The sequence below is a fragment of the Amycolatopsis sp. NPDC031561 genome (genome assembly GCF_055580625.1).
Genome location: NZ_JBVILA010000002.1, coordinates 47483 through 62056 on the forward strand (window position 1 = coordinate 47483; position 14574 = coordinate 62056).

A 14574-nucleotide genomic window follows, 5' to 3' on the forward strand; every position below is an offset into this window, starting at 1 on the left:
CTCCCTGGACGGGTTCCGCGGAGGTTCGGTTGCTTTCTCGTAATGCCGCTGAGCACTAGTCTTCGGCGGAACGGCAGAGCGGCGGTGTCACCTACCTGATGTGATTCTCACCCAGCCGGGCAAGAACCAGATTCACTTTTCTTCTCTCACTGGGAGTCACTATTGACGACAAATACTCCTGATCCGCTTCTCGTGGTCACCGCGGGCGTCGTCGTTCTCGCCTACATCGTTTTCGCCGCGATCCTCACCCGGCTCCTGCTCGCGGGAAAGGTCGCTCAGCCGGCGAAGGTCATCGGGGCGGTCGCGGCGCTCGTGGCCGGGCTCCCGGCGATCCTCTACGCGTTCGCGGCGGTGGTGGGCTGATGGGCGGGGATTTCCTGGCGGCGGTCACCGAACGGCAGCGGCAGCGGCTGCTCGAACTCGGCAAGCACGTGGACTACGCGACGGGTACGACGCTGCTCAACCAAGGCGATCCGGCGCCCCCGGTGCTGATCCTGCGCTCCGGTTTCGTGAAGGCGATCCGCGCGGCCCAGGGCGGCACGTCGCCGATGATCGTGGACCTGCTCGGCGCCGGCGACGTCCTTGGCGTCGAAGACTGCCTGGCCAGACGGTCGAGTCACCTCTCGTTCGTCGCCACGAAACCGGTCCGCGTGCTGGAGGTCCCGCAGAACGCGTTCCACGGCTTTCTCGACGACGACAAGCAGGCGATGGCCTTGATCGCCTTGGACCTGGCCGTCCGGCTGCGGCTGCGGAACGTCGCCCTGGGTTTCGCGACGGCCAAGGTCCGGTGCCGGTTGACCGCGTTCCTGACCCGGTTGCAGGCGCTCTACGGGGTCCCCGGGGAAAACGGCGTCGTCGTCGACGTCGGCCTGAATCACACGGACATCGCCTCCGCGATCGGTGCTTCGCCGGCGTCGGTCAACGCCGAGATGGCGAAACTGAAGAACGAGGGCTACCTGAGCACGGGGTACAAGACGATCCACGTGAAGAAGCGCTTGCGCGAGGACGGCCCTCCGCTTTCTCCGGCCCGCGCCGCCCGGCCGCGGCGGATTCCGCAGATGCGCCTCGGAAGGCGGGTGGCGATGGGGTGAAACGGGACTTTCACCGGGTGATCCTCGATGAAAGTCCCGTTCACCTCATTCATTGCGCCGCGGGGTGCGCAAGACAGTAATCGGACGAGGTCAGCCGCGCTTCAGTTGCAGCGCGAGCCTGATGACGAACACGACGGCCAGCGCGGCGACCAGGGCGATTTCCCAGGCCATGGCGGCTCCTCCTCGTCCGGCATCCGAAGGCTTCCGATGCTCTGCCTATAAGGCGCATCACCGGGGGAGGACGTTCACTGACACGGCCTAACTCACACTTACGGGCTAACGCCGCGCCCACCCCAGTGCAATGAAAGGCCCGTTACTTGCAAAATTTGCAAGTAACGGGCCTTTCATTGCACGCGAGGTGGGCTAAAGCGCGCTGTCGACGGCCGCCCAAACCCGATGCGGGTCGAGGTCCATCGGCCGCGAGTCCGGATCCGGCCGCAGTCGCCGCAGCAGGACCTGCTGCACCAGCGTCGTCGGCCGCGACGCGGCGGCCACGCGCCGCCAGAACAGGTGATCCTCCAGGCCCTCGAACAGCACCTCGGAGTTCCACCCGCCGAGCTCGTCGACCAGCGACCGCCGCACCAGATATCCGCTGCCGAGGTACGGCAGCGTCCGCAGGCGCCGCTCCTCCGGCGGCAGCGCGCCGACCAGGCCGTCCACCGGATCCGCGACCGGGCAGTGCACGACGTCGGCGTCCGCCGAAGCGGCCAGCAAACGCTCCAGCAGGAACTCCGAGGCCCGCATCCCGCCGTCGAGCACCAGCAGCCACGACGCTGTCGAGCGCTCCAGCAGGGAGTTCCGGGTGAGCCCGCGGCCGAGCGGGGTGTCGTGCAGCAGCGTGTCGTACGGGCGCGGCCGCGGCCACGGGTGCACGCCGTCTTCGCCGACGAGCACCTTCCGGGGCCGAACGCTGCCCGTGAGGAGGTCGTTCGCCAGATCGTCCGGGTCGACTTCGCCGGTCCGGCGCACGATCAGCACGTCGACGTCGGCGGAGCCCGACGGCGAAGCCGCCGCGGACTCCCAGCGCCGGGTGGCGACCCGCCGGGCACCCGCCGCGCGCTGTGCGATCCGGGCCGACAACGCCGTCCCGCGTGCCGAGGCCGGGCCGCCGGCGGACCGGTCGCCCGCGAACCGCGCGTCGAACGACGGGGTGTCGACGGCGAGCGCGTTCTCCGGGTTCCGCAGGCTCGTCGCGAGGGCCCGCGCCGGGGCGAGGTCCGCGGCAGGCGTCGAACCCAGCGAAGACGCCAGGTCGATCAGCCGTCGTGCGGACGCGGTCATGTCCAGCGACTTCACGAAACCGTAGGCCGCCGAACGCAGGTGCCGTTCCCGTTCGGGCTCGTCGGCCAGCGCGGCGACGACCGAGCCCAGTGCCTCCGGCCTGGCCAGCACCAGGTGCTCGCCGGGGACCAGCGGCTCGACCTCGGAGGAGGTCTCGCTGACCACCACGCAGCCGTTGGTCATCGCTTCGAGCGTCCGCACCCACTCCAGGGTCTGCTTCTGCTCACGGTGCAGGTTCAGCAGGAATCGCGACCGCGCGAGATGCTCGAACTTCGCCTTGCCCGGCAGGAAGTCGACGCGGGCGGCGGTCATCGGCTCGTGCGGCGGGGTCAGCAGCCGCGTCCGCAGCCCGGCGAGGTCCCGCGCGTACGAGCCGAGCAGCACCGAACGCCGCCGCTCGGCGGTGCCGAGGTAGGTGACGTCGAGGTCGCGCGGACGGTCGAGATCGCCGCCCCACAGGTCCCACAGCGGGCTGTAGCCGAGCTGGAAATGCTCGACGGTGATCCCGCGCCGCCGCAGTTCGGCGGTCGAATCCTGGTTGATGTCGACGGCGCCGCCCAGGATGGAGAGCAGTTCGGCGTTGCGCTCGAAGGTCGCGGTGCCGGGATGCTCCACGCAGAACCCGATGGTGCGACGGCACTGGTCGGCGGTCGGGAAGTCGGCGTCCGGGGCGGTCACGAAGTACTCGTGCGGGACGACGACGTACACGGTGTCGCCCCCGGCCTCGGGGTACTTCCCGACCGCCGTCCGCGCCTTGCCGCCCGCCGTGCGGACGGCGTCGGCGACCACCTCCAGGAGCTCCTCCATGAAGGCGGAACCGCCCTCGGCGGAGACGAAGCAGAGTTCGGTCACGGCCGGTCCATCTTCTTCCGCACGACCCGCAGCGGCGCGGTGACCCGCCAGCTGACGGTGCGGCGCGTGGCGTCGAGTTCACGGGCCATCTCGGCGGCGAGACGTTCGGCGTTGAGCAGGCGCTGCCGGTCGGCCGACGGCTCGCCACCGGGCAGGATGTCCGCGTCGACGACACCCGCCGACACCACGAGTTCGGCGTCGAGCAGCGCGAGCCGCAGCTTGTCGCGCTCCTCACGGCAGGTCTTCAACTCCGCGCGGAGCGAGTCACGCTGCTGGTGGGCGAGCAGGACCTCGGCTTCGAGCGCCCGCAGACGCGCCTTGGAGACGTCGAGTTCTTCTTGCTGCGAAGCCAACTCTTGATTCAACACAGCTTGGTTCACCTCGGCGGACTCGTTCGGCGCGGCGGCAGCGGCGGTGGCCTCGCGCAGCTCGTGCTCGGTGTCGGCCAGCTTCGCCTTCAGCCGGTCCTGTTCGGCGGTGAAAACCTGCCGCTCGGCCCGGAGGCGGGTCAGCTCGGCCTGGACACGGCCGGGAATGTCGGTGTCAGACATGAACGCCCCCACTCAGTTCGGTCAGGATTTCGGAGTACTCACGCGCGTAGCCCGCCGGGTCGAGCCACGGCAGCAGCTTCTCGTGCGCGGCCTTCGCCATCTCACGGCGGCGCGTGGCCGACGTGCCCAGCGCGCGCAGCAACGCCGCTGTCAGCGCGTCGACGTCGTTTGTCTCGAACAGCCAGCCCGTCTCGCCGTCGACGATCATCTCCCGCGCGCCGAACACGTCGGTCGCCGCGACCGGGACGCCACAGCACACGGCTTCGAGGATCGACCGCGGCAGCGACTCGATGTCGGAGCTGTTCACGAAGATGTCCGCGGCCTGCAGCCAGCGCAGCGGATCCGGCTGGATCGGCACCAGGCTGACCGACTTCTCCAGCCCGGCGCGCTCGACCGATTCCTCCATCGCCAGCCCGTACGGCGACGGGTGCAGGCCGACGACGGACAGCTTCGCCTCGGGGTGGACCTTGTGGATCCGTTCCATCGCCGAGATCAGCGGCGCCTGTCCCTTGCGGGATTCCGCGATGCCGATGTTGACCAGCACGATGTCGTCCGGCGAGTAGCCGAGCATGTTCCGCGCCTGCCGCCGCGTCTCCGACCGCGTCCGGCCGCCGAACTTGTGCATCGGTGTGCCGTAGCGGACGGTCCGGCAGCGTTCCGGCTTGCTGTACGGAAGGAACATCTCGCGCGTCGCGTCCGCGACGAACAGCAGCCTGTCGACCTCGGCGAGCGTGCTTTCCCAGCGCTGCCAAACCGCGGCGGGCGGCTTCACCGGGCCCCAGTTCTGGTACGCGAACGCGGGCAGCGAGAAGCTCTCGTGGATGACCCACGCCGTCGGCATCCCGGCGCGCTTCGCCGCGTCCGCACCGACGAAGCCGCCGAGCGTGTTGACGAGCGCGACGCCCGCTCCGGAGCACTTCGCGAAGCGCGCCAGCTCGGCGACGTGGCCTTCGTAGGCCGGGACGGTCTGGTTCCGGTAGTGCGTCGTGACATGGACGGGGATGCCGAGTTCGTGGCAGTCCGCGCGCAGCGGGCCGTCGGTTTCGCTGACCAGGCTGACCTGCCAGCCGTGGTCGGTCACCATCCGGCTCAGCAGTTCCTGCAGCCACAGCTGCCCGCCGCCGACGCCGAGGCTGTGCGTGAACACCAGCACGTGCTTCGGATCCGTCGGGATGTTCACGCGTGCCATCGCGCGGGCGGTGTCACCGGCGAGTTCGTCGGAGAGCTCGGCGTCGTCCGGGTCCGCGACGGGGTTGCGAAGCGTGAAGGTGCGCTTCGCCGACACGACCTCGCCGACGCCTTCGGTGCGGTACCGGACGCGAAGCGACAGCGTCCGCTCTTCGCCGTACGGGAGGTCGACGGGCACCCAAGCCTCGAACCCGCTGACGGCGGCGTCGTCGAAGCCGGGGAATTCCTTGGGCACGTCCTTGCGCGGCAGGCGGGTGCGCGCGCTGACCGTGCCGCCGCCTTCGACCATGACCTCGATCAGGCTCGGCGCGCGGCCCTGCAACATGGCCCACCCGGTCACGTAGACGACGTGTCCTTCGGCGACCTTGCCCTGCTTCGGCGCTTCGAGTTCGCCCAGCCACAGCGGTTCTTCACCCGGCAACGTTCCGACGTGGACGGTCGCCTGGTTCAGCACGCGTTCGTCCGGGCCGGCGACGACGATGTCCTGAGTGCCCGCGGGAACCCAGGTGGCCGGGACGGCACGCCAGCCGAAAGTGCCTTCGGGCGCGCCCGGGCACGGCTCGGGGAACAGGTTCGCCTCGACGTCCGCGATGGTCACGGACATCTCGTCGATCCGGCTGATCCCGGTCGTCCAGCCCCGGAGCTCGAACAGGTGCCCGACCGGCCGGTCCGGGGTCAGGATGCCGGCGGTATGCAGGCTCGTCATCGCTTCGCTACCTCGTCTTCGTTCGCCGCCACACCGGCGCCGACGTCGGTTGAACGGTACCTGTGGACACTCCGCTGGAGGCGCGTTCGCCAAATCTCGGCGATGGCCTCACGCACCTCGTGCGTGCCGTGGACGGTGCCACTCGAGCCGATCACCGAGAAGTCGACCTCACGCGCCGTCGCACCGTCCACAAAGGAGGGATGGAGACCGATCAGCACGCCGAGCCAGCAGGCCAGGTCGCGCATCGAGCCGTCGTCGGCCGCCGCGGACCAGCCCGCGTCGGCGAGTTTGTCGGCCAGCACGAGCACTCCGCGCTCGACCACTTCGGCCACCCCTGCGCCCGCGTTCCGCCACTCGAGGTCGATCGGGCGCAGCGTCGCGCCGTCGACGAGCACGTTGTGCGGCACCAGATCCCACAGCGCCTCGACCCCGCGCGCGGCCTCCGCGCGGACGAGATCCCGCCAGCCGGTGAGCAGTTCCGCGACGCGCTCCGGCTCGTCGAGCAGGACCTCGACCATCGTCGGGGCGTCGTACACCTTGTCCGTGCACTCCCCGACCGAGATCCCGGCGACCGGCGGCGACGGGACGAGCGGCGTGCGGCGGACTTCGGCGCCCTCCCCGGTGCGCACGACGTCGGCGCGCGTGCAGGCGAACGCGGCGCGCTCGGCGGTGTTGAAGTAGGTCGCGAGCCGGTACGCGGGCCAGAGCGAAGCGGCGCCGGGGCCGCACAGCAGGGCGAGGCCGTTCGCGGGACCGCCGCTGATCGCGGCCGACAGACGGGGCAGTTCGGCGTCGATCTGCGCGCCGCGAACCGCGCGGGCGACCTCGTGGCCGGGAGAACAAAGCAGCTCCCGCTGCACTTCGAGACCCGCCGCCGCGAGTGTCCCGGTGACACCACGCGAAGACGTCAACACCACGACGGCACCGGTCGGCGACAGTCGCTCGCGAACCCAGTCCAGCAGGTTCCGCGTCGCGTAGGGCTGCTGGACGACGGCGAAGTCGTAGGTCTCGGTGACCAGCCGGTCGTGCACCGTCACGGTGCCGAGGTCGCGGGTGCGGAACCGCACCGCGGCGGCGCGGACCGGGTCGGCCTCGACGGCGTGCACGCTCTCCGAGACCTCGCCCAGATACCGCGTCAGACCGCCGAAACCGGCCCCGACTTCGAGGACCCGCGCCGCTTTCGGCAGCACGAGCGCCCGGAGGACGTTCGCGGCGCCGTGGTCGAGCGCGACGCTCTCGGTGGCATCCCAGCCGGCGAAGTGCAGTTCGTCGGACAGCGAACCGGTGTCCCCGGCCAGGGAGAGCAGAGTCGTGAGCAGCCGTGCCTTCTCGGCGGTCATCGATTAGCTGGTGACGGCGTAGTTTTCCAGCGTCTTCTTCACCGCACGCTGGTACGTGCCGCTCAACGCCTTCTCGCCGTCTTCCCCACCGAGCGGGTTCTGCAGGATGTCCACCCGGATGATGTTGTTACCGCTGATCCAGGTGCCGCGGTAGGTGCCCTTGTCGCCGTCGATCTTCTTCTGGAAGTTCAGCTTCGGCGGCATGCCCGGCAGCGGTTCGGTGATCTGCACGAAGCCGTTGCTCGTCTGGTACTGGCGCAGCTGCTTGACCAGGTCACTGGCGGCGCCGGGGCTGGTCAGCGGGATGACCGTGACCGAGATCTTCGCCGGCTGCGGCCCGGTCTCGTCCGGCTGCTTCTGCGAGCCCCGGTACGCGACCTGCTTCACGCCCGCGGCGATGACGAGGTCGGCCTCGCCCTTCTCCAGGCCGGCGAGCTCGGTGAGCTGGGTCGCGGGGATCGCGCCGCTCTTCGAGTCTTCCTCACCGGACTGCTCCGGGATCTTCTCGAACAGCAGCTCTTCGGGCGTCTTCGGCTTGGCCGACGACGTCGGAGGCGCGTTCTGCGACTGGGTCGGCTGCGGCTGGGCCGTCGGATCCGCCGGCTCGTCACCGCCGCCCTTGAGGGCGAAGTAACCGCCGACGCCCAGACCGGCGAGCACCAGGACGGCGACGATCGCGATGATCGCGATCTTGCCGCCCTTGCCCTTGGGCTTGTCTTCGAACAGCTCGGGGCCCTGCTTGACCCACTCCGTGCTGCCGACCGGCGAGATCGGCGGGAAGTCCGAACCACCCCACGGCGGGCTGGCGTCGGTGTCGGTCCAGCCCTGCTGCTGCGGCTGTTGCTGCTGGTAACCGTGCTGCTGCTGGTGCTGGTGCTGCTGCTGGGGGAAGCCGCCCGCGGGCGAGGCCTGGCCCTGCTGGGGGAAGCCGCCCGCCGGGGACGCATGACCCTGCTGCGGGAAACCGCCCGCCGGGGACGCCATCGGCGGCACGACCTGGGTGCGGTTCGGATCGGCCTGCTGTTGCTGCCAGTTCGAGACGACCTGGGTGCGCTCGCCCTCACCGCTCTGCGGGGGCTGGTTCACCGGCGCGATGATCTGGGTCGAGTCGGCGCTGGCCTGCTGGCCGGACTGCTGCGGCGCCTGCTGCTGAGGAGCGGCGGGAGGCGGCTGCTGCTGGAAGGGCTGCTGCGGCTGTTGGCCGGGCTGCTGGACCTGCTGCTGGGCCGGGTCGCCGTATGCGACCGCCGAGGACAGCACCTGGTCACGGCGGAGCCGGTAATCGTCCGCGGAGAGCCGTCCCGATGCGAGCTCCTCGTCCAGATTGCGCAGCTCTTCCTGCCAGGACACCACCGGCCCCCTTATCCGATTCCGGCGGGAGCCCCGCTCCCGGCCTTCGCGATACCACCACTGCGGTGACCTCGCACATTCTGCACTGCCCGGCCTGGGTCCGCCCTCGCGGGTCGAATCGTGATCTCCCCGCGACCCGCGCTTCTCAGCTCGCCGGGAGAACGGTGTCCAAGGAGGTCAGAGTCTGCTCCAGCCGGGTGTCGAGCGCCTTCGGGTCACCGCCGAGCGGCTGCGAGACCCAGGTCGTCACGGCCATCGTCCCGGAGACGTAACCGATGCCGCTGAGCTGGCCGTTCTTGTTCGCGCCGACGAGGGCGAGCCGGTCGCCGACGCGCTGCTCGCGCAGTCCGGCGTTGATCGAGTTCTCCCGGAAGTACTTGACGATCGCGGCGGCGTCCTTCGCGTCGTTCGCCGGGATCACCAGGACGAGGTAACCGTTCGTACCTTCGTTCGAGCCCTTGTGGGTGATCGATGCGACGTTCTTGGACGCGAGGTAATCGCCCGCGGCCCTCGAGTAGAGATTGAGCTCGACGCCCTTCGCGACCGACATCGTCGAGTTGTCCTTCGACGGCGTTCCCGGCAGCGCGGGCAGCCGGTCTTCCAACGGCGTCTGGGCGCTGTTGGGCTGGCCCGACGGCGTGAGCCCGTCCGGCGGTTGGGCAATGCTCGGCGACGGCGGCCGCTCGGCGACGTTCGAGGACGGCGCCGAACCCAGCCACAGCGTTCCGCCGATGATCAGCGCCAGCACGACCAGCACGCCGGCGCCGATGAACAGCCAAGTCGGCTTGCGCTTGCCGACGACCGCGTAGTCCTCGGCCGGAGCGTGGTGCCGCGGACCGGGTTCGGGGGCCAGCGGCGGGAGCGGCCGGTTCAGCTGACGGGTCGACGGCTTGTCCCTGACCGGAGGTGGCTCGGCGCGCAGGTACACCGTCGGATTGATGTCGGCGGGGGAGGGCGCGGTCGTCTTGTGGTCCGCGATCCGGGGGACGGGCTTCTTTTCGCGCGGCCGGGGCTTCTCGGTGTCGAAAGGCTGAGTGCGCTGTTCCGGCGGCGGAGGCGCGTAGGCCTGCTGGGGCTGTTGGTACGGCTGGGGCTGCGGGACCGTGACGGTGGGCATCTCGACCGGCCGGGCGGCGGGATTGGTGCTGTGCCATGCCCCGCCCGGACGTCGCAGCGGCGAGGGGACCGGCGACGGCATCGTCCCGCCGGAGGCCTCGGCCAAGAGCTCGTCACGCTTCCGGCGGTGTTCGGCGTGCCCGATGCGACCCGCGGCCAGCTCGACGTCCAGCTGTCGAAGCTCGTCTTGCCAGCTCATTTGGCCCCCCTGCCGCCGGGTGTGGGCAGCCAGTCTTGCATGCACCCTTATGGGTGGTTGATGTGGTCTTTCCACATTCTTGCGTCCATTCACGACCCGGTCCAGCACGGATCGTGCGCGATCTTCAGGTCGTTGCCCGGCGTTTGCGAGGACGCACATGGATCGCTCGAAAGTGTCCTCACCTGCATATATAGCATCGAAGCTATGACGTGTTGCTGACCGAGTTCCGGAAGACCCGGATGCGCGAAGAGCGTGAGGTGCGACGGGCGCGGAAGGCGATGTGGCGCTGTGTCGCTCGAAGGCATACGACTGATGAGCATGGTGGGGAGTGAGGACGATGGCCGAGCGGACCGACTGGCGGCGGCTACGCGAGCGGCGGATGGCCGAGCCGGGCGCCGCCGACGCGTACGAGGCCGCGAAACTGGCCTACGGCCTTGGTAAAAACTTGCGTGAAATGCGTGAGGCGCGTGGCTGGACCCAGGCGAGGCTCGCCGCCGAGGCGGGGATGACGCAGTCCGCCGTCGCGCGGTTCGAGGCGGGGGGAACCGTCCCGACCATTCCGGTGCTGGAAAGGCTGGCGCACGCCCTCGAAGCCGTTCTCGACGTCCGGATCACTCCGCGGCTGTCCACGGTGTGATGACTCTTTCGGCAGGTCAGAGGCGGCGGACCGGTCTCGCCGGTACGGTGGCTGACGTGGGAAGTGCCGGGTGACGGAAATCGACGCGTGTCGCGGCGCGCTGCGCGAGCTGGCCATCGGCAGGCTCGCCGGGCGTGACGTCCGCACGTCCCACCTGGTCGAGGCCGGGCTGGACGCGATCGTCGCCGGACTCGACGCCCCCTCCCTTGCCTTGCTCGCCGGCCTCGGGTCCTCCGCCGAAGACGCTGTCGACAAGGCGTTCTGTCAGGTCGTCGACGAACTCGGCCTCGAACTGCCCGCCGATCCGACGGCCGCCCGCTGGCTGCTGATCCACGGCTGGCTCACCGCGATGGTCAAGGGCGACCTCTCGCCGGCGGCCGGTGGCGCGCTGGTCAGCGAGGTCGGTGAGCTGCTCGGCTCCCCGTCGTCGCTGCGGGGGATCACCCGCTGGTCGGCGATGCTCGACAGCTGGATCCCGACCGATCTCACCCCGAGGGACGTCTGTGAAGTCCCGATCCTCGAAGAATCGGCCGAGCTGCTCGAAGGTCCCTGGCCTCCTGGCCCGCGTCACCCGTAAGGCGCCGGTTTCTGTCGTACATGTGTTCTAAAATGGTCGTTGTACAGCAGGAACAGCGGCGAAAGGCAGACACGGATGGCCTACATCACCCTGCCCACGTTCGTGGGGTACAGCACGAGCTCGGGTCCCTCGCGTTCCTCCTTCGTCCGGCGCTGGCGCCGTCAGTACGAGGACCCGGCCCGGGGCGGGTTCAACTTCTACCTCCGCGCCGCGAACGCGATCCGTGCCGGACGGGTCTCCGGACGGGATCGCGAGGTCATGCGCGCCCTCGTCGAGAACGCGGACGAGCGCACGCGGCCGCACTACACCGAAATCGCCAACGGCTGGCTGCGCTACCTGGGGCGCCGTGACCTGCGGCTGGCCGAGGTCGGCCGGTCCCGGTGGCGGCTCGGCACGCTCGAGGTGGGCATCAATCCGCACCTCGGCCTGCGCAAGGGCGACGGCCCGGTCCACGTGACCTGGCTCTACTTCAAGGAGGAGCCGTTGAGCCGGGACGCGGCGCAGCTGGTGCTGTGGCTGCTGGAGCAGACCATGGACGAGCTGCGGCCGGGCGGGCGCCCGCTGGTGATCGACGTCCGGCGGTCGAAGGAGTTCGCGTTGTCGCCGCGAGACCGCGACAAGGTGCGGCCGTGGGTCCGGAGTGAGGCCTCGGCCTTCATGAGCCTTTGGGAGGCGGCCGCGTGATCGAGCCACGGCGAGCCCGCATTCGGTGGGCTCGCCGTTCACGCACCGTCATTCTCACGGTTCGGGCGGCGGCGCAAGACACCTGATCAGGTGACAGTTTCACGGAGTATGCCCACGAGCTGGACAACTTGGGCCTTGAACACGAAGCTTTCCCAGTCTTAATCGGCCGAACCACCGAGGGTCGCTCGTGAACAACGCTTGGGAAGCCGTCTCCAGGGTCACAGATGAGCCGGCTTGGTACTGGGTCTACGACAAGCTCGCGTTCTGGCCGAGTACCTACGCACACGCGTGGCCGGGCTTCCGTGAGCCCGCTCCCTCGGTCGCGTGGGATCTCGCGCCCGGGGGACTGGACCGTTCGTCGGCCGAATTCCGGCTCGGCCCGTACGCCGTCGAGCAGAACGACGTCGCCCGTGTCGCGCTCTCGGCGTTGAAGGACTGCGTCGCCGAGGACGAGTGGGTGTGGGTGCTGCATTGGCAGCACCAGTCGTACCGCTTCTACCCGCATCGGCACGCCGCGCTCGACCCGTGGCCGGTCCCGGTGTTCCCGCGCACCGACTACCACATGTTCCTGGCGAACGACTTCCGCTTCGGCACGCTCGGGCATCCCTGGGAACGGACCTTGTGCGTCTACGGCGAGAAGCTCGTGCCCGCTTTCGAACAGCACGGCGAAAGGGTCTTCAAGAACGCGCTGCGGCGTAACGGCGCGCCGGCCGCGATGGCGGGCTGACCGCCGTCCGGTGGGCGGACCTGCCTAAACTCAGGCAGGTGTTCGAATATCACGGGTGGGTGACCATCCAAGCGAGCCCTTCCGGCGACGATGACGCGGCGCTGCTCGAGCGCATCGTCGAACGGGTGCACCGCGCCGTCCGCGATTTCGACGACGGCGATCTGGTGGACCTGCGCTGGTCCGCCGGGGTGCCGGTGCTGCACCTGGGCGGGATGGACAAGCACGGCACGGCCATCGCGCCGGAGCTGGTGGACCTGTTCACCCGCGTCGGCGACCTCGCGCCCGGCTCCTACGGTCTCCTGCACGTCTGGGACGACCAGGACCCCGCGCACGACAACGAATTCAAGGTGTACCGGATGGCCCGCGGCCTGGTCACCGAACGCGGCGACGACCATCTGTCCCCGGTCGCGCCCACCGTGATCGACGGCTACGAGATCTGAACGAAGCGCCCGCGATCCGGCGGGCCCGCCCGCGCGGCTAGATTCTCGACCATGGTCTTGACCAGGGGGATTCGCCGCGTCCAGGTGAACACATGGGTCCTGTTCGGGGTGGCGCTCGCTTGGCTGGCCGTCAATTTCCGGTGGATCGTTCTCTACCGCGACGGCCAGGTGTTCGACATCGACGAGGCCGGCTACTTCGGCATGGCCTTGAACAATCACGGCGCCGCGCTCCGGGACGGAGTGACCGGCTGGGTCGAAGCCGTCGAGGCCCCGGGTATCCAAGCGCCCCTGCTTCCGGCGCTGACCTCACTGCACTTCTTCGCGACCGGGACGGGCACGGTCGCCGCGTTCGTCGTCCCGCTGCTGGCCGGGGTGGCGTTGATCCTGCTCACGCACGCCGTGGCCGACAGGGTCGCGGGCCGTCCGTTCGCCTGGATCGCCACCGCGCTGATCGCCACCGCCCCCGGTGTCCTCTTCGAGGCCCGTGCCTACCATTTCGCGCTTCCCGCGGCGGTCATGACGACGGCGGCGATCTACTTCCTGGTCCGTTCCGAGGGCCTGTCGAAACCGAAGTTCGTCGTGCCCTTCGGGATCTTCGTCGGGCTGATGCCGCTGTCGAGGACGATGGCCGTCGCGTTCGTACCCGGGCTGGTGCTGGCCGCGCTGATCCAGGCGGTCGTCCCGCACGACCGGGTGAAGCGGTTGAAGTGGTTCGCGCTGGCGGCGGTCGTGGGTGCCGGTGTCGCGGCGATCTGGCTGGTGCCCAACGGCGTGCGGGTCTTCCAGTACCTCACGGGTTTCGGCTACGGGAAGCAGTCCGTGGAGTTCGGGGAGGAGGCGGGTGTCCTCAACCCAGGCGCGTGGGTCCAGCGCTTGAAGCTGTTGATCTTCGACCAGGGGCTGCCGCACACGGTGCTGCTGTGCGCCGGGCTGGTCGCCGCGATCGTCGTGGCGGTCGCGAAGGTCCGGACCGGTCCGGTGAAGGACACCCTCCGCTCGATGGTGGCGTCCCCGCTGTTCCCGTCGGCGCTGCTCGTCGCGGAAGGCGGGGTGGCGGTGCTGACGTCGAAGAACGCGGGGACGGCCTTCTTCATGCCGCTGATCCCGTCCATGGCGATCCTGGCGCTTTGGGGGCTGTACCGCGCGCATCGTTCGCTCCGGCGGGCTTTGCCGGTCGCGGTCGCGGTGGTCGGGCTGGTGGCGTCGGTGCCGCTGGTGGACCTGCGGCTGCCGACCGCGCACGTCTGGTCGGTGGATCTCCCGGTGCTGGGCAACTCCAAGATCACCGACGGACGTGGGTCACCGCAGATCTACGTCGATCCGGGTGGCGAGGTCACCGAACCGGTGAGCGTGGAGACGGTGCGGGAGTGGAAGGCCGTCGCGGAGTGGGCGGCCGGGCAGGTGGAGGAGAACCACGCCCTGGGCGGGGCGACGGCGTTCGGGTTCCGTGACCGGCTCTTCAACACCAACACCCTGCAGCTGGAGATGCTGCGCAGGTACGGCTACGGGGTGGCCTTGCCGCAGGTCAGTCCGACGGAGGACGGGAACACCGAGCCGGACTACCGGGCCTGGCTGACCTCGCGGCGGGACAGCAACGGCGGTGACGCGAGCAAGACGTGCCTGCTGTTCACGGCGACGGGGACGATCAACGAGTTCGAGCCGAAGGTGGACCCGCCGTCCATGGTGTCCGCCGCGACGGCTTCGGGGTTCGCGCCGATCGCGACGCGGCCCTTACCGAACGGTCGGCTGGTGACCTTGTGGAAGCGCCCGCAGCCCACCTGCGTGGCCTCCTGAGCACGAGGGCGCACCCCACATATGCACAAATTCGAATTACT

Annotated in this window: 14 protein-coding genes; 8 read left to right on the forward strand and 6 right to left on the reverse strand. The window is 69.6% G+C overall.

What is annotated here, in order from left to right; translation table 11 throughout:
- Positions 1–162 precede the first annotated feature (162 nt).
- Both ACZ5IK_RS05695 and ACZ5IK_RS05700 read left to right on the forward strand, forming a co-directional pair.
- Positions 163–363 carry a hypothetical protein gene (locus tag ACZ5IK_RS05695; RefSeq protein ID WP_146044300.1) on the forward strand — a complete coding sequence of 67 codons (201 nt, stop codon included), beginning with the start codon at positions 163–165 and terminating at the stop codon, positions 361–363.
- Complete coding sequence (locus tag ACZ5IK_RS05700) at positions 363–1091, forward strand: Crp/Fnr family transcriptional regulator (RefSeq protein ID WP_465486753.1); 729 nt, start codon at positions 363–365, stop codon at positions 1089–1091. The genes ACZ5IK_RS05695 and ACZ5IK_RS05700 overlap by 1 nt, the downstream gene beginning before the upstream one ends.
- A gap of 363 nt (positions 1092–1454) precedes the next feature.
- Here ACZ5IK_RS05700 and ACZ5IK_RS05705 read toward each other — a convergent pair whose 3' ends face one another.
- The 6 genes from ACZ5IK_RS05705 to ACZ5IK_RS05730 form a co-directional block, all read right to left on the reverse strand.
- Positions 1455–3224, reverse strand: a complete 1770-nt coding sequence (locus ACZ5IK_RS05705; RefSeq protein WP_410664336.1) for a glycosyltransferase family protein — start codon at positions 3222–3224, stop codon at positions 1455–1457.
- Positions 3221–3775, reverse strand: a complete 555-nt coding sequence (locus ACZ5IK_RS05710; RefSeq protein ID WP_465486754.1) for a hypothetical protein — start codon at positions 3773–3775, stop codon at positions 3221–3223. The genes ACZ5IK_RS05705 and ACZ5IK_RS05710 overlap by 4 nt, the downstream gene beginning before the upstream one ends.
- Complete coding sequence (locus ACZ5IK_RS05715; RefSeq protein ID WP_410601655.1) at positions 3768–5669, reverse strand: glycosyltransferase family 4 protein; 1902 nt, start codon at positions 5667–5669, stop codon at positions 3768–3770. Before ACZ5IK_RS05715 ends, ACZ5IK_RS05710 begins: the two co-directional genes overlap by 8 nt.
- Entirely contained in the window at positions 5666–7009 is a 1344-nt protein-coding gene (locus ACZ5IK_RS05720; RefSeq protein WP_465486755.1) for a methyltransferase, read from the reverse strand. Before ACZ5IK_RS05720 ends, ACZ5IK_RS05715 begins: the two co-directional genes overlap by 4 nt.
- A gap of 3 nt (positions 7010–7012) precedes the next feature.
- On the reverse strand, positions 7013–8362 hold the full coding sequence (locus tag ACZ5IK_RS05725) for a flagellar basal body-associated FliL family protein (protein ID WP_465486756.1): 1350 nt from the start codon (positions 8360–8362) through the stop codon (positions 7013–7015).
- 142 nt (positions 8363–8504) lie between these two features.
- On the reverse strand, positions 8505–9674 hold the full coding sequence (locus tag ACZ5IK_RS05730) for a hypothetical protein (RefSeq protein ID WP_465486757.1): 1170 nt from the start codon (positions 9672–9674) through the stop codon (positions 8505–8507).
- Positions 9675–10011: 337 nt separating this feature from the next.
- Here ACZ5IK_RS05730 and ACZ5IK_RS05735 point away from each other — a divergent pair, with 337 nt between their 5' ends.
- The 6 genes from ACZ5IK_RS05735 (at position 10012) to ACZ5IK_RS05760 (ending at position 14533) form a co-directional block, all read left to right on the forward strand.
- Positions 10012–10311: a helix-turn-helix domain-containing protein gene (locus ACZ5IK_RS05735; protein ID WP_465486758.1), complete on the forward strand. Its 300-nt coding sequence runs from the start codon at positions 10012–10014 to the stop codon at positions 10309–10311.
- Positions 10312–10381: 70 nt separating this feature from the next.
- Positions 10382–10888, forward strand: a complete 507-nt coding sequence (locus ACZ5IK_RS05740) for a hypothetical protein (protein WP_465486759.1) — start codon at positions 10382–10384, stop codon at positions 10886–10888.
- 75 nt (positions 10889–10963) lie between these two features.
- Complete coding sequence (locus tag ACZ5IK_RS05745; RefSeq protein WP_465486760.1) at positions 10964–11572, forward strand: hypothetical protein; 609 nt, start codon at positions 10964–10966, stop codon at positions 11570–11572.
- A gap of 187 nt (positions 11573–11759) precedes the next feature.
- Positions 11760–12299 carry a DUF2716 domain-containing protein gene (locus ACZ5IK_RS05750; protein WP_410601662.1) on the forward strand — a complete coding sequence of 180 codons (540 nt, stop codon included), beginning with the start codon at positions 11760–11762 and terminating at the stop codon, positions 12297–12299.
- 38 nt (positions 12300–12337) lie between these two features.
- Positions 12338–12739 carry an immunity 7 family protein gene (locus tag ACZ5IK_RS05755; RefSeq protein WP_465486761.1) on the forward strand — a complete coding sequence of 134 codons (402 nt, stop codon included), beginning with the start codon at positions 12338–12340 and terminating at the stop codon, positions 12737–12739.
- A gap of 51 nt (positions 12740–12790) precedes the next feature.
- The gene (locus ACZ5IK_RS05760) at positions 12791–14533 is read left to right on the forward strand and encodes an ArnT family glycosyltransferase (protein ID WP_465486762.1); all 1743 of its coding nucleotides are present in this window, start codon (positions 12791–12793) and stop codon (positions 14531–14533) included.
- Positions 14534–14574: the final 41 nt, after the last annotated feature.